We start from the raw sequence: 18,923 nt of genomic DNA on the forward strand, positions 1-18,923 counted from the left end.
CCGCCCGACCGGCCCCGGAGACCAACCGGGTGTTCCTCGGTCGCGATGCTCGCGCCGGCCGGAAATCGCCGGTATGTCGGCCGCGCGCGCGACCTGTTCGCGCCGGTCGCGCGGTGAAGTCGCGACGTGACGGGGATTGTTGCGCCGGAACCGCTCCCTTAAAGTGTCTATCCGATTACTTTGGGTAATGGAGGTCGTCGATGATTCGGCCGTCGGAAGCCGCGGATGTCGTGGTCGTGGGCGGCGGCGCGATCGGTCTCGCGTCCGCCGTCGAGGTCGTCGCCCGAGGGCGATCGGTGCTGGTGCTCGATCGGTTCGCGATGTCCAACGACCGGGGCGGCTCGGCCGGACTGGAGAGACAGTGGCGCATCCAGTACGCCCAGGAGCACTGGAGCCGGTTGGTCCTGGACACCGTGCCGCTGTGGCGCAGGCTGGAGGCCGCCGCCGGGCGCCCGTTGCTGCACCCGACCGGAAGTCTGTGGCTGGGCCGGTCCGACGGCACCGGCACCCGCGGCGAAATGCGGGCCGCCACCGAGGTGTTGACCAGCCTGGACGTACCCTTCGAAACGATGTCCGCAGCCGAGATCGGCACCCGGTTCGGCCTCGCCGACCTGCCCCGCGACTACCGGGGCCTGCACCAGGCGGACGGCGGGGTGATCGACGTCAAGGGCACCCTGGACACCCTCGTCCACCTCGCCCTGCGTGCCGGCGTGCGGATCCACGAGTACGAACCGGCCCTGGCCATCGAACCCGACGGCACCGGTGTCACGATTCGCACCGAGCGGGCCGGGTACCGCTGCGACACCGCGATCGTGACCTCGGGGCCGTTCACCAACGACCTGCTCGCACCCCTGGGCTGTGCGCTGGACCTGCGCGTGTTCGAACAGAGTTCGGCCTACTTCACCCGGCGCACCCACGACACCGACTACCCCACCTGGTACGCCTTCGGGGCGTTGCCCGACGGCGGCGGGTGCTACGGCTACGGGCACAACCCGTGGACCGGCAGCGACCTGATCCGGGTCGCCCCAGACGCCGCACGGGAGTTGCCCGACGCCGAGCACGCCACGGCCGTACCGGACGCCGGTTGGATCCGGGACACCGCCGACTGGGTGCGCACCCACCTGCCCGGCTTGTCGCCGCACCCCGTACGGCGCGGCACGTGCCTGGCCGCGCTCCCCCTCGACCCGCAGCGGCAGTTCTTCCTGGGTCCGCTGCCCGCCCGGGTGCCGAACGGGGAACGGGTCGTGGTCCAGGCGGCGGGCTGGGCGTTCAAGTTCGCTCCGATGTTCGGCCGGATCTGCGCCGACCTCGCGCTGGACGGGACCAGCGCACACCACGCGCCGCAGCTCGAACTGCCGTGAGCGGCCTGCTCGAAATCGGCACCGAGCGGCGATATTCGGCCGGCGCCGGCCCGGAGCGACCCGAGGCCGGGTGACCCCTGCGCGCCGCGCCGCCCGGCGCCGGGCCCGGAGCGGTCGGGTGGGCCGCGCGGTGCCCGGCCCGGATCGGTCAGGCGGTGAGCAGATCGATCAGCCCGGTCGTGCTCTCGTCGCCGTGCCCGTCGGCCAGCCGGCGCTCCATCAGGGCCAGGTAGGGGAGCAGCAGTTCGGTGCTGACGCCCTGCTCGGCCGCGGTGCGCAGCAGCGTCGGCGCGCCCGCGACCTGCATGGCCAGGGTCGAGGCCACCCCCGAGCGGTAGTCGCCGCTCTCCAGTTGGGCCGCCGCGCGGTGCGCGGCCGGTGCCATCGCCACGAGCCAGTCGGTGAGCAGCGCGGCGAACGCACCCGGCGCGATGTCCTCGCCGCGGATCAGCGCGAAGGCGTGCGAGATGCCGGCGAACATCGAGGTCATCGCGCTGAGCAGGGCCACGTCGTGCAGCGCGGCGAAGCCGGGGTCGGTGCCCACGTACCCGGTCGCGGCCGGAACCGCCAGCGTGTCGCGGTGCGCCGCGAACAGTTCCCGCGAACCGCTGTACAGGACCGAGCCGCCGGCGCCGGGCAGGCCGATCATCGGCGGGATCGCCAGCACCCCGCCGGCCAGGAACCGGGCCCCGCGCTCGGCGGCCCACGCGGCGCCGGCGCGGGCCTCGGCGGGCGTGCCGGTGGTGAGGTCGACCAGGTCCTTGCCGGCCGGGTCGACGCCGGCCAGCGTTGCGCGCATCGAGGCGTGATCGAGCAGGCAGACCACCACCAGATCGGCCGCGGCGACCGCCTCGGCGGCGGTTGCGGCGAGCGTCGCCCCGGCGGCGACCATCGGTTCGGCCCGACTCGGGGTGCGGTTCCACACGGTCAGCGGATGCCCGGCCTCCAGCCAACTGCGCGCCAACGCGCCGCCCATGGCACCGAGGCCGAGCAGGGCGAGTGGGGTCGGGCCGGCGGTGTCGGTGCCGCGCGGATCGGTCCGGGAGAGGTTGGATTCCATGCCGAATAGGCTGGTCGCAGCCGCCGAGTCGAACAAGTACGCACTTCGGGGTGCGTGCGCCGGCGGACCCGGGCGCACGGGCGAGGGGAGCGACATGGCGAGCGCACGCAGGCCGGGAGCGTACGTCTGCGGCACCGACGCGGCGATGGACGTGGTCGGCGGCAAGTGGAAGGTGCTGATCCTGTGGGCCCTGGACGAACACGCCTGCCGGTTCGGCGAACTGCGCAGGCTGGTACCCGGAATCACCGAGAAGGTACTCGCGTCGCATCTGCGCGAGCTGGAGCGGGACGCCATCGTGCACCGTGAGGAATACGACGAACTGCCGTTGCGCGTCGAGTACTCGCTCACCCCGCTCGGGGCGTCGCTGAACGAAGCGCTGCGCCCGCTCGGCGCGTGGGGGCGGGCCCACCTGCTCGGCGACGCGCCGCACCCCGGGGCCGACGCGGACCGGCTGATCGTCTTGTCAGTGGTCGGCGAGCAGGGGGAACTCGCGGACGCGGAATGGGCGTTGCTCGCCCCTTTGCTACCCGACGGCACCCGCCCGGGCGGTCGGTGGCGGGGGCACCGCCAGGTCGTCGACGGCGTGCTGTTCCGCTTCCGGGCCGGAACCCGTTGGCGTGATCTGCCCGGCAGGTTCGGCCCGTGGCGTACCGCGTACGCCCGACACCGGCGTTGGTGTGCCGACGGCACCTGGGCCGCGGTCCTGGCCACGCTGCACGCCCGCCTCGCCGAGTCCGGCGTGGACGCGGGCGAGACACGCGTGTTGCGCACCCTGATCGGCCGGCTGGGCGAGGTGGCACGCCGACCCACACCCGCCCGGACCGACGCAGGCGCCTGACGTCGCCTCGCTCCCACGCGGAACGCCCTGGTGGGCCCCGAGCTTCGCGGCCCGCTCAGCCCTGCGCCATCGTGTGGTGCGCGAACACCCTCTCGCGGGCCGTGGACACCGCCGTGGCGACCGCGCCCAGCAGCACCGCCTCCTCGCCCAGGCCGCTCGCCGTCACCCTGGGCCGCAGCGGTGTCAACTCGTGCAGCGTCGCGGTCATCGGGGCCAGCAACAGGTCGGCGTTGGCGCCGATCCCGCCGCCCAGCACCACGAGTTCGGGATCGAGCACAGCGGTGACCGCGGCCACCACGTGCGCGAGCCGCTGCGCCTCGTGCCGCACCGCCCCCGCGGCCGGTTCCACCCCGCGCCGGGCCGCGTCGAACACGCCCTTCGCGGTGAGGGTCCCGGTCATCCCCAGTGCCCGTGCGCCGCGTACCACCGCGTCGGCCGACACCGCGTCCTCCAACATCCCGCGACGCGGCACCGGCGCGCTCGCCCCGTGCCCGACCCGGTCCGAGGGGCGCGGCGACAGCGGCAGGAAGCCGATCTCGCCGGCCGCGCCGGAGGCTCCGGGGAACAGCCGTCCGTCGGCGACGATGCCCATGCCCAGACCGGTCCCGACGGTGACGTACACGAACAGCGGACAGCCCACGCCGGCCCCGCTGTGGTACTCGCCGAGCGCGGCGAGGTTGGCGTCGTTGACGATGTCCACCGTGGTGCCCAGTGCGGTCTCCATCCGTCCACGCAGTCCCGGGCGACCCCACCCGGGCAGGTTGACCGCGTAGCGGATCCGGTCGGCCGCACGGTCGTACACGCCCGGACAGCCGATCACCGTGTGTACCACGGCGGTCGGCGCCAGACCCGCGTCGGCCACCACGGTCCGGGCCAGGTCGGTGGCGGTGGCCAGCATGGTCGCCGACGTGCGGGCCCGGTTGTGCCGGTCCTGCCGGGCCAGCAACCGGCCGTCCAGATCGGCGACCGCGACCCGGATCCAGGACCGCCCGACGTCGATGCCCACGACATAGCCCGCGGTCGGATCCGGCTCGTACAGCAGCGCGGCCCGACCGCGCGCGCCGGTCTCCAGACCCACCGCGCGGACCAGCCCCGCGCGCTCCAGCGCCTCCAGTGCGGTGGACACGGTGGGCTTGGACAGGCCCGTGTCGCGGGCGAGTTGGGCGCGCGAGATGGGTGCGGCGGCGCGTACCCGGTCGAGGAGCACGCGCTCGTTGATGCTGCGCAGCACGCCCCGGTTCCAGTGCGCCACGGCGGGTGGGTCGTTTTCCGGTGGGATCCCACCTGAGGTCATCGGCTCTCCGTCATGGTGTCGAGGTGATCGCGCCACTGTAACGGCCATGGAAGGGCAAAGATGTGGGTCGGATCCGGGCACACCCTTGACGGGGATTAGTTAAGGAATTTTACTTTACAAACCGGCGCCGGCACGCGCCGGGTCGCACCACGAAGTTCCCACCTCCGCACCCCCGTTCCGACCCCCGGCTTCCCTCCGGGGGCGTCCCCTGTTCTGGAGGTTCACGGTGAGCGCCGGCCCAAGAGCGACCACGTCGGAGGGCGGATTCGTCCGCCGGATCGGCCTGTTCCAGGCGACCGCGATCAACATGAGTCAGATGTGCGGCATCGGACCCTTCGTCACCATCCCGCTGATGGTCGGCACCTTCGGCGGCCCGCAGGCCATCCTCGGCTTCCTCGCCGGCGCCCTGCTCGCCCTCGCCGACGGCCTGATCTGGGCCGAACTCGGCGCGGCGATGCCCGGCGCCGGCGGCACCTACATCTACCTGCGCGAGGCGTTCCAATACCGCACCGGCCGGCTGATGCCGTTCCTGTTCGTGTGGACCGCGATCCTGTTCATCCCGCTGATCATGTCCACCGGCGTGCTGGGCATGGTGCAGTACCTGCAATACCTGTGGCCCTCGATGTCGCAGACCGAGGGGGACCTCGTCGGCGTCGGCGTGGTGATCCTGGTGGTCCTGCTGCTGTGGCGCCGGATCGAGTCGATCGGCCTGTTGAGCAGCGTCATGTGGGTGGTCATGCTGATCAGCGTCGGGGCGGTGATCATCGCGTGCTACACGAACTTCGACGCCGACCTGGCCTTCACCTACCCCGACGGCGCGTTCGACCTGGGCACCACCGGCTTCTGGCTCGCCTTCGTCGGCGGCCTCAACATCGGCATCTACGACTACCTCGGCTACAACACCACCGCCTACCTCGGCGCCGAGATCAAGACCCCCGGCCGGGTGCTGCCGCGCTCGATCGTCTACTCGATCCTCGGCATCATGGCGATCTACCTGATCATGCAGATCGGCGTGCTCGGAGTCACCGACACCGACACCATCTCCGGTTCCTCCTCGATCGGTTCGCTGGTCCTGGAGAAGGCGTGGGGCAAGGGCGCCGCGCAGACGGTGACCGTACTGATCCTGATCACCGCGTTCGCGTCCGTGTTCGCCGGCCTGCTCGGCGGCTCGCGGGTGCCCTACGACGCGGCCCGCGACCGGGTGTTCTTCAAACAGTTCTCCCGACTGCACCCGCGCCACCGCTTCCCGACGGTGGGACTGCTCACCATGGGCGCGGTGACCGCGGCCGGCTTCCTGATCGGCAACCACACCGACTTCAACACGATCATCGTGCTGCTCACCGCCGTGATGGTGATCGTCCAGGCGGTCTCCCAGGTCGCCGCGCTGATCGTGCTGCGCCGCCGGCAACCCGGCCTGGACCGCCCGTACCGGATGTGGCTGTACCCGGTGCCGGCCCTGGTCGCACTGGTCGGCTGGATCGCGATCTTCTGCTACGCCGACAAGAACTCGCCGGGACGCCACCCGATCGAGTGGGCGCTGGCCTGGGTGGCACTGGGCTGCGCCGCGTTCGTGGTGTGGGCCAAGGTGGAACGCACCTGGCCGTTCGGCCCCCGGGAGATCGACGAGCGCTACCTGGACCGGACGGACCCCGAGGCCGGCACGGGCGTCGTCGGCGCGGGCAACGTCGCGGAGCCCGCATGACGGCGCTCCACCGAGACCGGACCGCGGGTACTCCCGGCGCCCCCGGCCTCCCGAGCACCGCGGGTACCCCGAGCACCCCGGGTACCCCCGGCACCGTCCCCGCGCCGGAGCGAGCGATCGCCCGCTCCGGCGCGGGGACGGGCGCGGCCTTCGTCTGCGGGATCGACTTCGGCGGTACGAAGATCGCGCTGGCCACCGCGCGTCCCGACGGCACGGTGCTGGCGAGGAGCCGGCTGATCACCGACGCCCGCGAGGGCGCGGTCCAGGCGGTCCGGCGCGCGATCGAGGCGGCCCGCGAACTCGTCGCGCGGACCGCCGCGGCCACGGGAGCACACTGCTCGGCGGTCGGCGCGGTCAGTCCCGGCATCGTGCTGCCCGACCGCATCCTGCTCGCCCCCAACGTGCCCGGCTGGCAGGACCTGGCCCTCGCGGGCACGTTGGGCGAGGGGCTGGGCCTGGACCCGGATCGGGTCGCGGTGGGCAACGACGCCAAGGGCGCCGCGCTGGCGGAATCGCGCTGGGGCGCGCTGCGCGGCGCGGACCCGGCGCTCCTGCTCACCGTCGGCACCGGGATCGCCGCGGCGATCGTGCTCGGCGGGCGGGTGGTGAGCGGCGCGAACGGGGCGGCCGGCGAGATCGGCTACCTGCTGCGCGGGCGCGCCGACACCGGATTCGGCGCGGGACGCGCACCCCTGGAGGAGTACGCCTCCGGCATCGGGTTGGCCACGCGCGGCAGCGAACTCCTCGGCCGCGAGGTGGACGCCGCCGCGCTGTTCGCCGATCCGGATCCACGGGTACGCGCGCTCGTCGACGAGGCGTTGGACGAACTGGCGCTACACGTCGCCAACTTGGCGATCACGCTGGATGTGGAACGGATCGCGGTCACCGGCGGCCTGATGCACTCCGCCCCCCGGGTCCTGGCGGCGCTGGCCGCACGGGTGCGCGCGGCGGCGCCGTTCCCGCCCGACGTGGTGCCGGCGCGCTTCCTCCAGGACGCCTCGCTGCGGGGCGCGCTCTCGCTGGCCGCGGGGATCCTGCCACGGCACCCGGGGGCCGGTGCGGGGGTGGGCTCGAACGCCGGTCGGGCCTGACGGGCCCGGCTTCGGTCGGTCGGGCTCGACGGGCCCGGCCCCGGCAGGTCGGCCGTGCCGGGCCGGCCTCAATCGCGGGCAGTTCCGGCCGGGTTCGCACCGGCGATGTGCGGGTCGAGGATGTTCGAGCCGGCGTCCCGGCCGGCGGCAATCGGCTCGGCGAGGACATAGCGCTGGAACTCCCAGGGGTCGTGCGCGGAGAAGACCTCGACCTCGTCGCCGTGCAGGCGGGCGAGTTCGCGCAGGCGGGCGTGGTTGCCCAGGCGCAGTGGTCGGTCCACCTCCCCGGCGAGTTGCACGACGTCCATCAGCGGGTGCGATCGGGGAGCGTCGGGGTCGACCTCGCCGTGGTAGAAGTACGCGTCGCCGGCGTGCAGCAGCCAGCGGTCGCCGATGTCCAGGGCGACCGCGCTGTGGCCCTCGGTGTGGCCGCCGAGCGGGACCAGCAGGATCTCCTCGGGCAACCCGTCCAGTCGGCGAACCGCGTCGAAGCCGAACCAGGGGTCGCCCTGTTCACTGGCGTAGGTCGCCCAGCGCGGGCCGTGCGCGAGTTGCGCGGCACGGTAGCGGTCCGCGTCCCCGGCGATGCCCGCCGCGTGTTCGGCCTTGTGCACGTGCACGGTGGCGTGCGGGAAGTCGGCCAAGCCGCCCGCGTGGTCGCGGTCGAGATGGGTGAGCACGATGTGCCGCACGTCCCGCGGGTCGTACCCGAGCCCGCGGACCTGGTGCAGGGCGGTCTCGCGCAGGTCCAGGACGGGCGCGGCGTAGCCGACCCAATCCGCGCCCAGGTATTCGTCCGGATGCAGTACGTCGTTGGTGCCCAGACCGGTCTCCACCAGGACGAGGCCGGCCGAGTCGGTCTCCACGAGCAGGCAGTGGCAGACCGCGCGGGCCGGGAGCAGTGGACTGTCCGGGCCGTCCGCGGGGTCGATCTCGACCATGGAACCGCAGTTGAGGTGATGTACGCGCATGGTGGATCCGTTCGCTTTCGTCGGGTGTGTTGCCACGGGAATCGGCCGGTCCGCGCGGCCCTACGCGGTCTCGATCGACTGCTCGACCAAGGCGCCCAGTTGCTCGCCGAGCGTGTGCAGGACGGCGCCGTCGCGGCGCACCTTGGCGAGCAGGATCGCGCCCTGGAGGGCGGACAGGATCAGCGTGGCCAGCGGCTCGATCTCCGGTTCGGCGACGCCCCAGTGGCCCAGTGCGCGGGAGAGGCCGGCCAGCCAGGACGCGTACGCCTGATCGCACGAGACCCGGATCGGTTCGCTGTCGGCCGACGCCTCCAGCGCGACCGTGGCGATCGGGCAGCCGCTGTGGAAGTCCGTCGCGGTGAGGTTGTCGGCGAACAGCGCGGCGATTCCGGCGAGTGCGTCCCGAGGGCCCCGCGCCGCCCGTACCACGGCGGCCAGGCGTTCGCCGACCTCGCCGCCGGAGCGGGTGATCGCCTCGGCGGCGAGCTGCTCCTTGCCGCCGGGGAAGTGGAAGTAGAGCGACCCCTTGGGGGCGTTGCTGTCGGCCAGCACCTGATTGAGGCCGGTGCCGGAGTACCCCTGCCGTTGGAAGAGGTCGGCGGCGGTGCCCAGTACCCGCTCGCGCGTGTCGTTGTTTCTTGCCATGGCTAGATAGTAGGTAGACCGGTCTACAAAAACTAGACCGGTCTACCTACTTTTTTCACCGCGGATCCTCCCCGGCGATTCGTCGACGGCCGATCGGGGCCGGGTCGACCCCGGGCGATCGACACGGAGCCGTCGCCGCGCGGCGGGCGATCAGCGGTCCGCGGCGGGCCGGCAGCGGCGCACCCAGTACGCGTAGGTCAGTGCCAGGAGCATCGGCCCCCACAACATTCCCGGCGCGATGCACACCCGAGCCAACATCCGCCACCCCACGTTGGAGAACCCCGCGCCCTCGTCCAACAGACCGAACCAGGAGAGCAGTACGGGTGCCCAGAACGCGGTCACCGCCAGACCGCCGAGCGTCGCGGGGACGATCACCGCGTACGGCGAGAGCCGCTTGCCGCCGATGAACGGCAGCCACGCGGGCGCCACTTCGCCCCACCCTCGGACCAGGCCGAGGCAGAGCAGCCCCAGTGCCTCGGTGATCGCGCTGAGCGTGAGCACATACGGGAGGCCGATCCAGACGGCCGGCATCTCTCCCTCGCCGAGCATGCCCATCTCGAAGCCCAGCCCGAACGGCAGGCGCCACAGGCACTGCGGCAACAGCACCCACGGGATCGCGTGGGCGATCCGGACCGCCCAGCGCGGGACGGGACGCTCGGTGTCGGCGGAAGTCGGCTTCGGATGCAATGCGTTGAGGATCTTCACGCCCCAACCGTCGCGAACCCGGGGTGGCCGCGACGTCCGTCGCGGGAGGGGTGATCGGTGCGACCGGGGGAGGAGCCGCGGCCCACCCCGGGGTGGGGCCACTCGCTCGCGAACGGGCCCATCGGGGCGACACGGAACATCGGAAACCGGTTATTCGGGCAATATCGTCTCCGGCGGGGCGCGCCTCGAACGCCGGTACCCAGGTGGGGACGTGAGCGCAAGGGGTGCCGGGGATGATCTCCCGGGCCCACCCGGGTGGCAGCCGCGGCCCGACGGCCGACCGGGGGAGTGACCCGAAGGGGCGGGCCGAACTCGGCTGCTGAGGAAGCGAGTTCCGCCCGGGCTCGGGCCGCCGTGAGGTGTCTCACCAGCCACCGTCGAAGAAGGCCGCGAGTGCGGGCCGGGAGTCCCTCGCCGTGGTCGTGTTCGCCACCGCGACGACGATCAGGACCAGTGCCGACAGCGCCGCGAGCACACCGAACCAGGCCGACAGGCGCCGTGTTCGCCGATCGCGGGACGTCGTTCCGGCGAACCGCCGCCACGCCGCCACGCTCACGCCGATCAGGACGACCGCGACGACGGCGCCGATCACGGCCATCGCCGCGTGGTAGCGGGCGAAGTCGCCGATCATCACGTCGAGCTGGGGCGGGGTTCGGTCGGCGCTGCCGGCGGGGGCGGCCAGATGCCGCCTGATCCGACCGAGCGCGCCCGTCAGTTCCCCGTCGGTCGAGCCGGTCGGCAACATCGACAACAGCGAGGAGAAGGGCGCCACCGCACCCTGGATATTGGCCATCACGGTCACCGACGCGAACAGCGCGAACAGCGCGAGGAGAACACCGGCCGCGACAAAGGCGGTTCGCCCTCCCGCGCCGAGATCGCCCGCTTTCAGGAATGCCTTCACGACGAGGTGGCCCAGTATGACGAGCACGATCAGCAGGATCGCGGCGATCACGGCCTTGGTCACGTGAAAACGGAACCAGTAGTCGACCACCTTCTCCATACCGGGGGAGAAATCCCGTTCGCCGGCATTCCAGTATTCGACGAACGCTTTGCGGAAGGTGTCGGCGAGTTCGTCCTCGTCGAGCGAGCCGCCGGCCGATCCGATCGCGGCGAGCCTTCCCGGGACGAGGAAGAGGGCGGCGACGAGGGCCGCGGCGAGGGTGGTGAGCATGGCGAGTGGGCGACCGGGGATACCCGCGAATCGCGGTGCGGCCTCGGGACGTTGCCGGGGGCCCATGGGGTGTGGTGCTGTCATGCCGACCACGGTTTCGCACCGGTGCCACACGGTCACCGGAGCAGGCCGGACATCCGGGGGTATGGCTGTCCACACCCCCGAAGGGAGTCGGGCAAGGCCGCGCGGGGCCGAACACCGCGGAAGCGGACCGGAGACCGGGGCGGCCGGGCGCGCGGCGTCGGCCCCGCGGCGCCGGTTTTCGCGGCGTCAGCCCCGGAGGTAGGTGAGGACGGCGAGCACCCGCCGGTGTTGGGCATCGTCGGGCGGCAGGCCGAGCTTGGCGAAGATGTTCCCGATGTGCTTCTCCACCGCGCTGGCGGAGACCACCAACCGCCGGGCGACGGCCGTATTGGAGCAGCCCTCGGCCATCAGCGCCAGGATCTGCCGTTCCCGTGCGGTCAGTGTGCCCACGGCGGCGTCCCGGCGCCGCTCGGTCAGCAGTTGGGCGATGACCTGGGGGTCCAGTACCGTCGCGCCGCGGGCGACCCGGTACAGCGCGTCCAGGAACTCCTCGATCCGGGCGACCCGGTCCTTGAGCAGGTACCCGACCGCGCCGGAGCCGTCCGCGAGCAGGTCGCCGGCATAGGACGCCTCCACGTACTGACTGAGGATCAGCATCGGCGCCGCGGGCACGTGCGTGCGGGCGGTGATCGCCGCGCGCAGGCCCTCGTCCGTGTGGGTCGGCGGCATCCGCACGTCGACGATCGACACGTCCGGACGGTGTTCGCGGACCGCCTCGACCAGGGCGGGCCCGTCCCCGACCGCGTCCACCACGCGGTGACCGTCCTCGACGAGCAGGCGGACCAACCCCTCGCGCAGCAGTACCGAGTCGTCGGCGACGACGATCCGCAGCGGTTCGCGGACCGCGTGCTCCGGTGCCGGCGCGGGCGCTTGCTCGGGCGGGGTCAACAGCACGGCAGTTCCGCGGTGATCGTGGTCGGGCCTCCGGCGGGACTGTCGACGGTCAGCCGACCGCCGACCGCGTGCAGCCGCTCGTCCAGACCCCGCAACCCGTGTCCCTTGGCCGGCGCCGCGCCGCCCACCCCGTCGTCCGTCACGCAAATCCGCAAGGTTCCCCCACTGTGGCGTAGTGCGATCGCACACCGGTGCGCGTGGCTGTGCTTGGCCACGTTGGTCAAGGTCTCCGCGACCACGAAATACGCGGCCGTCTCGACGCCGGCGGCCGGCCGAGGGTGCAGGGGGACGGTGTCGAGTTCGGCGGGGACGGTGGAGCGCGCGGCCAGGGCGCCGAGCGCCTCGTTCAGGCCGCGGTCGACCAGGATCGGCGGGGCGATGCCGCGCGAGAGCGCGCGCAACTCGTCCAGCGCCTCCTGGGCCTGGACGATCGCGTCGGCCAGGGCCGCCCGGACGGTCTCCGGCCTGCTGTCGAGGTAGTGCTGGGCCCGCCCCAGTTCCATCGACAGCCGCACCAGTCGTTGTTGGGGGCCGTCGTGGATGTCGCGTTCGAGTCGGCGCAGTGCGGTCGCCTCGGCCGTCACCGCGGCCACGGTCTGCGCGCGGGCGGTGTCCCGCTCGTGCTCCAGGCCGCTGATCCTGCGGTGCGGCGCGGACGCGTCGACGAGCAGCGCCCGCCCCAGCCCGGCCTGGGCCGCCGTGCACACCCGGGTCACCAGCGGCAGGCAGGCCAGCAACAGCAGGCCGACCGCGGTCCCGAAGGCGACCCGATCAATCGGCGACAACAACCCCAGGCTCACCGAGATGTGCGATTCGCCGCCGCCCGCGTTCAGGGACAGCGGCCGCAACGGCTCGGACGGCGCGTACCGGTACCGCAGGGCGCAGGTGGCACAGGCGAGGCCGACGAACCACCACAGCGCGGTCAACGCCGACGTGACCAGGACGACCGGGAGCACCACCACCGCGTGGATCGTGTCCGACCACGCCCCGGGAGCGAGCGCCTCGGTTCGCCCCTTCGGCCGCGCCGGCGGGTCGGCGCGTTCGACTCCCGGGGCGGCGGGACGCACCTTCGCGACGCGCCACCGCTCCAGGTCGGCGCACCACCGCGCGGGCGCGAGGGCGTGGGCCACGACCGGCGAGGCGCCGGGCCGCAACCGCACCACCGTCGCGGCGAACACCGCGCCGAGTACCGCCGGGAGTACGGCCAGGAGGCCGGCGGCGGCGGTCACCGGCGCGGTGAGCAGGTACAGCGACCGCACGAGCGTCCGCCGCCCCGTGCGGGCGACGACCCCCGAGCCCGACCACCGGCCCCGGACCGCGGGGGAGAGCGAATCGGTCATGGCCCGAAGCCGATCCGGCGCGGCGCGGCCGTCGGCGGCGCTGCGGCGGGAGTCGGGAACGGCGCCGAGGCCGCGGTGCCGTCCGCCCGCCGCCGGTGGAAGGTACGACGGTAGGCGTCCGGAGGCACGCCGACGGTGCGGTTGAAATGTCGGCGCAGCGTGGTCGCGGTCCCCATGCCGGTGGCCTCGGCGATGGCATCCACGCTGTCGTCCGTGGTCTCCAGGAGTTCCTGGGCCCGGTGGATCCGCTGGGTCAGCAGCCACTGCAGCGGAGTGGTGCCCGTCATCGCCCTGAAGTGCCGGCCGAGGTGGCGCGAGCTCATGTTCGCCCGGCGGGCCAGATCCTCCACCGTCAGCGGTCGATCCAGTCGTCCGGCCGCCCAGGCGAGCAGTTCGCCGAGGGGATGGTCGTGCTGTTCGGGCATCGGGGTGGCGACGAACTGGGCCTGGCCGCCCGGCCGATGCGGCGGCACGACCAGCCTGCGGGCGACCGCGTTGGCGATCGTCGAGCCGTGGTCGAGACGGATCAGGTGCAGGCACAGGTCCATCGCGGCGGCCTTGCCGGCGGAGGTGAGCACGCTGCCGTTGTCGACGTAGAGCACGTCGGGATCGACCTCGACCCGGGGGAAGCGGGTGGCCAGCGCCTCGGCGTATGACCAGTGTGTGGTGGCCCGCCGGCCGTCCAGCAGGCCGGCGGCGGCCAGTACGAAGGCGCCCGTGCAGAGGGAGACCACCCGCGCACCGGCCTCGTGCGCCGTGCGTACGGCGTCGACGAGGTCCGCCGGCGGGTCCGCCTCGAGGTCGGCCCACCCGGGGACGATCACGGTGTCGGCCAGGGCGAGCCGGTCGAGTCCGCAGTCGGGTTCGAGGAGGAAGCGGCCGTCGGCCCGCACGGGGCCCGCCCCGCAGATGACGAGTTCGTACCAGCTCTCCACCGGGACCGGCGGGGCCGAGCCGAAGAGCTCGTGGGCCAAGGCCAGTTCGAAGTGCAGGATCCCGTCGGCGACGGCTATCGCGACTGTGCTCACGTCCGGAAGTGTACGCATCACGTCGTTCCGGACGCTCGTGCGGGGCGCCGGATGGTCGACACGATGTGGGGGTCGGTCTTTCGGACGGGGAGGCGAGTGGCATGCGTGCTGTCGGTCAGGATGTGCTGGGTGGTCCCGAGGTGTTGCGGGAGTTCGACCTGGAGCGGCCGGTGCCCGGCCCGAGCGAGGTGCTGGTCGAGGTGCGCGCGGCGGGCGTCAACCCGACCGACTGGATCCACCGGGCCACCGGCCTGATCCTGGGCGAACCGCCGTTCGTGCTCGGGTGGGAGGTGTCGGGCGTGGTGGAGGCGGTCGGCCTGGGGGTGACGATCCATCGACCGGGCGACGAGGTGTTCGGCATGCTGAGATACCCGTACGGCAACGGGGCGCACGCCGAGTACGTGGTGTCCGCGGCCCGCCACGTGGTGCGCAAGCCCGCGAACATCGACCACGTGCGGGCCGCCGCGCTGCCCCTGGCCGCGACCACCGCCTGGCAGGCCCTGGTGGACACCGCGGAACTGCGGGAAGGGCAAAGGGTGTTGATCCACGCCGCCGCGGGCGGGGTCGGTCATCTGGCGGTACAGATCGCCAAGGCGCGCGGCGCGTACGTGATCGGCACCGCGAGCGCGGCCAAGCACGACTTCGTCCGCGGGCTGGGCGCCGACGAGATGATCGACTACACGACGACCGACTTCGCCGACGTCGTGCGGGACGTGGACGTCGTGCTGGACGGCGTCGGCGGCGAATACGGTCCCCGCTCGCTGCGGACGCTGCGCCGGGGCGGCGTGCTCGTCGCGATCGTGAACAACGTCCGGGACCTGGACGTCGAGCGGTACGGGGTCCGGGCCGAGGAGATGCTCGTCGAGGCCGACCACGCGGCCATGCGGCAGATCGCGGACCTGGTCGAGGCGGGGCGACTGCGCGCCGCGATCGACTCGGTGTTCCCGCTGGCGGACGCGGCCAAGGCGCACGAGCGCGGGGAGACCGGCCGGGTCACGGGCAAGATCGTCCTGACGGTCTGACGCCCGCCTGCCGGTTCTCCCGTCGGTCCGGCCGCCCGTCGATTCGCCCGCCCGCTTGTCGGTCCGGCCGCCCGTCGGTGCCGGCGAGGCACCGGCGCGTCCGCCGGAACGCACGGCGGCGCCGCGCGCTCCGACCGTCGTCGGAGGGCACGGCGCCGAAAGCGCGTCCCACTATGCGGTTGTGTCACCTTCGCCGGAGCACGGGTGCGCCGGCCGCGGCGGTGTGCCGGTTCGATCAGGCCGGGCGGGTGGCGCCGGCGATCGGCATGGTGTTGATCGAGGCGATCTCGACCGTCTTGCGCGGGTTGGGCGCGTGCACCATCTTGCCGTCGCCGATGTAGATGCCGACGTGGCTGATGCCCGAGTAGAAGAACACCAGGTCGCCGGGCTGCAGGTTGGCGACCGACACGCGCGTGTCGGCGGCGAACTGGTCGTTGGTCACCCGCGGCAGCGAGATGCCCGCGGACTTGTACGCGGCCTGGACCAGACCCGAGCAGTCGTACGCGTTCGGGCCGGTGGCGCCGTACACGTACGGCTTGCCGATCTGCGCCTTGGCGAAGGCCACGGCCTGGGCGGCCTTGCTGCTCGACGCGGTCGAGGAGCCGCCGGCCGGCGCCTGGTTGCCCTTCGAGCCGCCGGTGGCGGGCTTGGCGGCGGGCTTGACCGACACGTCGGCCGAGGGCTTGCTCGCCGGCTTGGGGGTGGTCTTGCCGGGCGTGACGGAGGTCTTGGGCTGGACCTGGATGCTCGGCTTGGCGGGCGCGGCGGCCTTGGGCGCCTCGGGCGCCGAGCCGTCCAGCCGCAGGGCCTGGCCGATCTCGATCAGGTCCGGGCCGGAGAGCAGCACGTCGCGGTTGAGCTCGTACAGGCTCTGCCAGCCGCCGTCGACCTGGTTGGTCTGGGCGAGCCGGAACAGCGTGTCGCCGGCCTGGACCACGTAGCGCGCCTTGTCGGCGGCCGTGGCGGCCTCCGGCGCGGCGGGCGCGTCCTGGACCGGGGCCGCGTCGACCGCGGCGGTGGGGACCGCCGACAGCACGGCGGAGGGGGACTGCTCGGAGGTGGAGGGGGCCTGCGCCTGGGCGGTACCGGCGGTGGCGACCGGGATCACGACACCCATGCCGGCGATGCCCACCGCCGCGACGAAGCGGCGGACGTTGGTGGGTCGAGCTGCGCGATGGCGAGCGTTTGTGGACAGCATGAAATGGGGTCCTCTCCTGTCGCCTACGAGGTGAGCTGTCGGATTCGGACTGGAGCAGCCCGGTCGCGTTATGCGACTTCACCCCTAGCCGTCACCGGAACGATCCCGGCCACGGCGATTCACCTGGTTCCCCCGCTCCCGTCGGATTCTTCGATGTAGACCTCCCGCTGCCGGCGACGGGATTCGGCGTACCGGCGACAGGGTTCACCCGAAAGGTGAATCGGCGAGAAAGGTAGGCAATGCGGATGGGAGATCACAACCGAAACGCCGACTCCGCCCTGCGGGTAAAGGCGGAATAAATGCGACATCTCTCCCGGCTTCGGCTCCGGTGCACCGGTGATGACGAGGGGATATCTCGGAGAGTGGTGTGATCGTGCGGTAACGGAAAATAGTCGAGACTCGTCGCGAAGTGCGGGAAATGAATTGCGGCTCGAAGTCGGCTATATAATTTATGTCCGTTTTATCCATGCGGCCTACATCACATTTCGGGCAACCGGTCGACTGGTCATGCCGGACATGCCGTTGATCCACCGATCTGCGCCCGCGCCGGCGCCCCTGCCCCGCCGCGCCGGTCGGCCCCGGGTGACCGGCGGCGCGGGCGCCATCCGCGGGGACGAGGCATCGCCGGGGGTGGGTCAGCCGGTGAACACCTCCACCAGCGACCAGATCGCCAGCCCGAGCATGCACAGGCCGCCGATCCGCTGCACCGTTTGCAGCGGGAGGCGCTTGGCGATGAACCGCCCGGCGAGCAGGGCCAACGCGGACACCGACATCAGGGCCGCGGCCGAGCCGATCGCGGTGGACCAAGTGCCGTTCGTGGCGGCCAGGTTGGCCGTGGTGATCTGGGTGAGGTCGCCCCATTCGCCGATGAACACGGCCATGAAGGCGGTCGAGAAGACCGGCCGGAAGCCGGTCACGCTCTTGCCCGCGGTGTTCTCGTCGTCCTCGCCGGCACCGCCGCGCAACAACATGAACGCCCCGAAGCCGAACAGGGCGGCGGAGACGAGCTTGACGATCCAGCCCGGGAGCAGTCCGAGCAGGCCGCCCGCGCCGACGGCGAGGGCCACGTGCACGACGAACGCGGTCGAGGTGCCGAACCACACGTAGAGCGGACGCATGCGGGTGCCCATGGCAAGCGACGCGAACATCGTCTTGTCCGGGAGTTCGGCGAGGAAGATCAGCCCGAAGGCGGTCAGGATCGCCAGAAGGTCGAGGTGCATTCCGGGTGGCTTTCTGCGAGAGCCGGGCCCCGGGTCTTCACGAAGCGCCGCACGGCAACCGGAGGACCACTCGGCCCGGCACGACGGGGTGCACCCACGAGAAGACGAGGATGCGTCGATGCCTGGCCGAAGGTCTCGCCCACCCGTGTCGACCACGGGCCCGGCCACCGGGAGTCCGAGGACTCCAGCATGTCGACGACCGGTTCACGGGGCTACTCCCCTTCGCGGTCACGACCCTACCGCACCCGGCGGCGGCACCGGCCGGTCCGCGCCCCGGCGCACCGGGCCGTTTCGACGCCCACGACGACCCGTCTGCCCACGACGGGACGCCTACGGCGACCCGTCCGCCCACGACGACCCGTCCTCGCCCAGGACCCGGGCCAACGACCAGCGCAACTGCGTCTCGTCCAGCGTCGTGCCCAGCGTCAACACCTGCAGCATCGTCCCGTCCAGTACGGCGAGCGCCGCGGCGGCGGCGCGCGGTCCCACCCGGACGGACAGGAAGTCGCCGACGCCCTCGACCCAGGCCAGGGCGAACCCGCGCAGCTCCGGGCTGCGGGCGGCGGCCAGGTACAGCTCGTACTCGACCAGCGCGCGCGAGCGGTCCGCGAGGTATTCCGCGGTGAGCGCGGTGAGCACCCCGGGCAGGTCGTCCGCGTCCCGAGCCCGCCGCACCCACTCCTCCAGCAGCCGCACCGTCTCCGCCGACGCGTGCGCGAGCGCGGCGGCGACCAGGTCGTCGAGCGAGGCGAAGTAGTACGTGGTCGCTCCCAACGGGACACCCGCGCGGGCGGCGACCAGGCGATGCGTGGTGTTGCCCACGCCCACCTCCGCGATCACCTCACACGCGCCGCGCACGATCCGCAGTCGCCGACCCTCCGGGTCCCGGGCCGCGGTCAATGCGCACCACCCAGGTTCAACACCACGACGCCCGCGATCACCAGCGCCATCCCGAACGCCTTGAGCAGCGTCACCGGCTCGTTCAGGAACACCGCGCCGACCAGCGCGATGGCCACCGTCCCGAGTCCGGACCAGATCGCGTACGCGGTGCCCACCTGCAACTGCCGCAGCGACAGCGTGAGCAGGTAGAAGGCGCCCGCGTACCCGCCCAGACACGCCAGCGTCGGCCACAGCCGGGTGAACCCGTCGGTGCTCTTCAGCAGACTGGTCGCGATCACCTCACACGAGATCGCCAGCCCCAGGAACAGCCAGGCCACGAGCCTCTCCCTCCGAGTGGTACAGATGTACAAGTACAAATGTACAAGAGCATGCGTCCCGGGTGCCCGGAGCCCTCGTCTC

18 protein-coding genes, 1 pseudogene and 1 riboswitch are annotated in these 18,923 nt (G+C 72.4%); of the genes and pseudogenes, 6 read left to right on the forward strand and 13 right to left on the reverse strand.

The window, feature by feature from the left end:
• The first annotated feature begins 200 nt into the window (after nucleotides 1–200).
• Entirely contained in the window at nucleotides 201–1,361 is a 1,161-nt protein-coding gene (locus tag ACWCPW_RS16395) for an FAD-dependent oxidoreductase (protein ID WP_449762223.1), read from the forward strand.
• Nucleotides 1,362–1,509: 148 nt separating this feature from the next.
• Here ACWCPW_RS16395 and ACWCPW_RS16400 read toward each other — a convergent pair whose 3' ends face one another.
• Entirely contained in the window at nucleotides 1,510–2,421 is a 912-nt protein-coding gene (locus ACWCPW_RS16400) for an imine reductase family protein (RefSeq protein WP_449762224.1), read from the reverse strand.
• 94 nt (nucleotides 2,422–2,515) lie between these two features.
• On the opposite strand from ACWCPW_RS16400, the pseudogene ACWCPW_RS16405 reads away from it, so the two are divergent.
• Both ACWCPW_RS16405 and ACWCPW_RS16410 read left to right on the forward strand, forming a co-directional pair.
• Nucleotides 2,516–2,866 (forward strand): annotated as a pseudogene (locus tag ACWCPW_RS16405) (winged helix-turn-helix transcriptional regulator); the annotation flags it as partial.
• A gap of 21 nt (nucleotides 2,867–2,887) precedes the next feature.
• Nucleotides 2,888–3,259, forward strand: coding sequence for a transposase (locus tag ACWCPW_RS16410; RefSeq protein WP_449762365.1), 372 nt, complete (start codon nucleotides 2,888–2,890; stop codon nucleotides 3,257–3,259).
• Nucleotides 3,260–3,314: 55 nt separating this feature from the next.
• Here the strand turns inward: ACWCPW_RS16410 and ACWCPW_RS16415 are convergent, their stop codons facing one another.
• Nucleotides 3,315–4,553, reverse strand: a complete 1,239-nt coding sequence (locus ACWCPW_RS16415; protein ID WP_449762225.1) for an ROK family protein — start codon at nucleotides 4,551–4,553, stop codon at nucleotides 3,315–3,317.
• A 316-nt stretch (nucleotides 4,554–4,869) separates the two neighbouring features.
• On the opposite strand from ACWCPW_RS16415, the gene ACWCPW_RS16420 reads away from it, so the two are divergent.
• Nucleotides 4,870–6,255 (forward strand): APC family permease, encoded by a 1,386-nt coding sequence (locus ACWCPW_RS16420; protein ID WP_449762366.1) that lies wholly within the window; start codon nucleotides 4,870–4,872, stop codon nucleotides 6,253–6,255.
• Nucleotides 6,252–7,346, forward strand: a complete 1,095-nt coding sequence (locus tag ACWCPW_RS16425; RefSeq protein ID WP_449762226.1) for an ROK family protein — start codon at nucleotides 6,252–6,254, stop codon at nucleotides 7,344–7,346. Before ACWCPW_RS16420 ends, ACWCPW_RS16425 begins: the two co-directional genes overlap by 4 nt.
• Before the next feature lie 68 nt (nucleotides 7,347–7,414).
• On the opposite strand, the gene ACWCPW_RS16430 is transcribed toward ACWCPW_RS16425, so the two are convergent.
• The 7 genes from ACWCPW_RS16430 to ACWCPW_RS16460 all read right to left on the reverse strand — a co-directional run bounded on the left by ACWCPW_RS16430 (nucleotide 7,415) and on the right by ACWCPW_RS16460 (nucleotide 14,184).
• The gene (locus ACWCPW_RS16430; RefSeq protein WP_449762227.1) at nucleotides 7,415–8,317 is read right to left on the reverse strand and encodes an MBL fold metallo-hydrolase; all 903 of its coding nucleotides are present in this window, start codon (nucleotides 8,315–8,317) and stop codon (nucleotides 7,415–7,417) included.
• A gap of 60 nt (nucleotides 8,318–8,377) precedes the next feature.
• Complete coding sequence (locus ACWCPW_RS16435; RefSeq protein WP_449762228.1) at nucleotides 8,378–8,962, reverse strand: TetR/AcrR family transcriptional regulator; 585 nt, start codon at nucleotides 8,960–8,962, stop codon at nucleotides 8,378–8,380.
• 150 nt (nucleotides 8,963–9,112) lie between these two features.
• On the reverse strand, nucleotides 9,113–9,667 hold the full coding sequence (locus tag ACWCPW_RS16440; protein WP_449762229.1) for a hypothetical protein: 555 nt from the start codon (nucleotides 9,665–9,667) through the stop codon (nucleotides 9,113–9,115).
• 364 nt (nucleotides 9,668–10,031) lie between these two features.
• On the reverse strand, nucleotides 10,032–10,922 hold the full coding sequence (locus ACWCPW_RS16445; protein WP_449762230.1) for a hypothetical protein: 891 nt from the start codon (nucleotides 10,920–10,922) through the stop codon (nucleotides 10,032–10,034).
• Between the two features lie 186 nt (nucleotides 10,923–11,108).
• A complete protein-coding gene (locus tag ACWCPW_RS16450) occupies nucleotides 11,109–11,753 on the reverse strand; it encodes a response regulator (RefSeq protein WP_449762367.1) in 645 nt (214 codons plus the stop codon).
• Nucleotides 11,754–11,806: 53 nt separating this feature from the next.
• The gene (locus tag ACWCPW_RS16455; RefSeq protein WP_449762231.1) at nucleotides 11,807–13,156 is read right to left on the reverse strand and encodes a sensor domain-containing protein; all 1,350 of its coding nucleotides are present in this window, start codon (nucleotides 13,154–13,156) and stop codon (nucleotides 11,807–11,809) included.
• Nucleotides 13,153–14,184: a helix-turn-helix domain-containing protein gene (locus ACWCPW_RS16460; protein WP_449762232.1), complete on the reverse strand. Its 1,032-nt coding sequence runs from the start codon at nucleotides 14,182–14,184 to the stop codon at nucleotides 13,153–13,155. The genes ACWCPW_RS16455 and ACWCPW_RS16460 overlap by 4 nt, the downstream gene beginning before the upstream one ends.
• A gap of 101 nt (nucleotides 14,185–14,285) precedes the next feature.
• On the opposite strand from ACWCPW_RS16460, the gene ACWCPW_RS16465 reads away from it, so the two are divergent.
• Nucleotides 14,286–15,206: an NADP-dependent oxidoreductase gene (locus ACWCPW_RS16465; RefSeq protein ID WP_449762233.1), complete on the forward strand. Its 921-nt coding sequence runs from the start codon at nucleotides 14,286–14,288 to the stop codon at nucleotides 15,204–15,206.
• Between the two features lie 235 nt (nucleotides 15,207–15,441).
• On the opposite strand, the gene ACWCPW_RS16470 is transcribed toward ACWCPW_RS16465, so the two are convergent.
• The 4 genes from ACWCPW_RS16470 to ACWCPW_RS16485 form a co-directional block, all read right to left on the reverse strand.
• Nucleotides 15,442–16,404, reverse strand: a complete 963-nt coding sequence (locus ACWCPW_RS16470) for an NlpC/P60 family protein (RefSeq protein ID WP_449762234.1) — start codon at nucleotides 16,402–16,404, stop codon at nucleotides 15,442–15,444.
• 6 nt (nucleotides 16,405–16,410) lie between these two features.
• Nucleotides 16,411–16,567: riboswitch (cyclic di-AMP (ydaO/yuaA leader) on the reverse strand.
• A 472-nt stretch (nucleotides 16,568–17,039) separates the two neighbouring features.
• The gene (locus tag ACWCPW_RS16475) at nucleotides 17,040–17,624 is read right to left on the reverse strand and encodes a TMEM165/GDT1 family protein (protein ID WP_449762235.1); all 585 of its coding nucleotides are present in this window, start codon (nucleotides 17,622–17,624) and stop codon (nucleotides 17,040–17,042) included.
• Nucleotides 17,625–17,954: 330 nt separating this feature from the next.
• On the reverse strand, nucleotides 17,955–18,524 hold the full coding sequence (locus ACWCPW_RS16480) for a TetR/AcrR family transcriptional regulator (RefSeq protein ID WP_449762236.1): 570 nt from the start codon (nucleotides 18,522–18,524) through the stop codon (nucleotides 17,955–17,957).
• Entirely contained in the window at nucleotides 18,521–18,841 is a 321-nt protein-coding gene (locus ACWCPW_RS16485; RefSeq protein ID WP_395859175.1) for a DMT family transporter, read from the reverse strand. Before ACWCPW_RS16485 ends, ACWCPW_RS16480 begins: the two co-directional genes overlap by 4 nt.
• Between the last annotated feature and the right edge of the window lie 82 nt (nucleotides 18,842–18,923).

Source organism: Embleya sp. NPDC001921 (assembly GCF_053594475.1).

What these genes read in the sequence shown, in the direction of transcription:
- ACWCPW_RS16455 (WP_449762231.1), bottom strand. Translation starts at nt 13,156, where the DNA reads ATGACCGATTCGCTCTCCCCCGCGGTCCGGGGCCGGTGGTCGGGCTCG.
- ACWCPW_RS16425 (WP_449762226.1), top strand. Translation starts at nt 6,252, where the DNA reads ATGACGGCGCTCCACCGAGACCGGACCGCGGGTACTCCCGGCGCCCCC.
- ACWCPW_RS16475 (WP_449762235.1), bottom strand. Translation starts at nt 17,624, where the DNA reads ATGCACCTCGACCTTCTGGCGATCCTGACCGCCTTCGGGCTGATCTTC.
- ACWCPW_RS16420 (WP_449762366.1), top strand. Translation starts at nt 4,870, where the DNA reads ATGTGCGGCATCGGACCCTTCGTCACCATCCCGCTGATGGTCGGCACC.
- ACWCPW_RS16445 (WP_449762230.1), bottom strand. Translation starts at nt 10,922, where the DNA reads ATGACAGCACCACACCCCATGGGCCCCCGGCAACGTCCCGAGGCCGCA.
- ACWCPW_RS16395 (WP_449762223.1), top strand. Translation starts at nt 201, where the DNA reads ATGATTCGGCCGTCGGAAGCCGCGGATGTCGTGGTCGTGGGCGGCGGC.
- ACWCPW_RS16400 (WP_449762224.1), bottom strand. Translation starts at nt 2,421, where the DNA reads ATGGAATCCAACCTCTCCCGGACCGATCCGCGCGGCACCGACACCGCC.
- ACWCPW_RS16415 (WP_449762225.1), bottom strand. Translation starts at nt 4,553, where the DNA reads ATGACCTCAGGTGGGATCCCACCGGAAAACGACCCACCCGCCGTGGCG.
- ACWCPW_RS16435 (WP_449762228.1), bottom strand. Translation starts at nt 8,962, where the DNA reads ATGGCAAGAAACAACGACACGCGCGAGCGGGTACTGGGCACCGCCGCC.
- ACWCPW_RS16430 (WP_449762227.1), bottom strand. Translation starts at nt 8,317, where the DNA reads ATGCGCGTACATCACCTCAACTGCGGTTCCATGGTCGAGATCGACCCC.
- ACWCPW_RS16470 (WP_449762234.1), bottom strand. Translation starts at nt 16,404, where the DNA reads ATGCTGTCCACAAACGCTCGCCATCGCGCAGCTCGACCCACCAACGTC.
- ACWCPW_RS16465 (WP_449762233.1), top strand. Translation starts at nt 14,286, where the DNA reads ATGCGTGCTGTCGGTCAGGATGTGCTGGGTGGTCCCGAGGTGTTGCGG.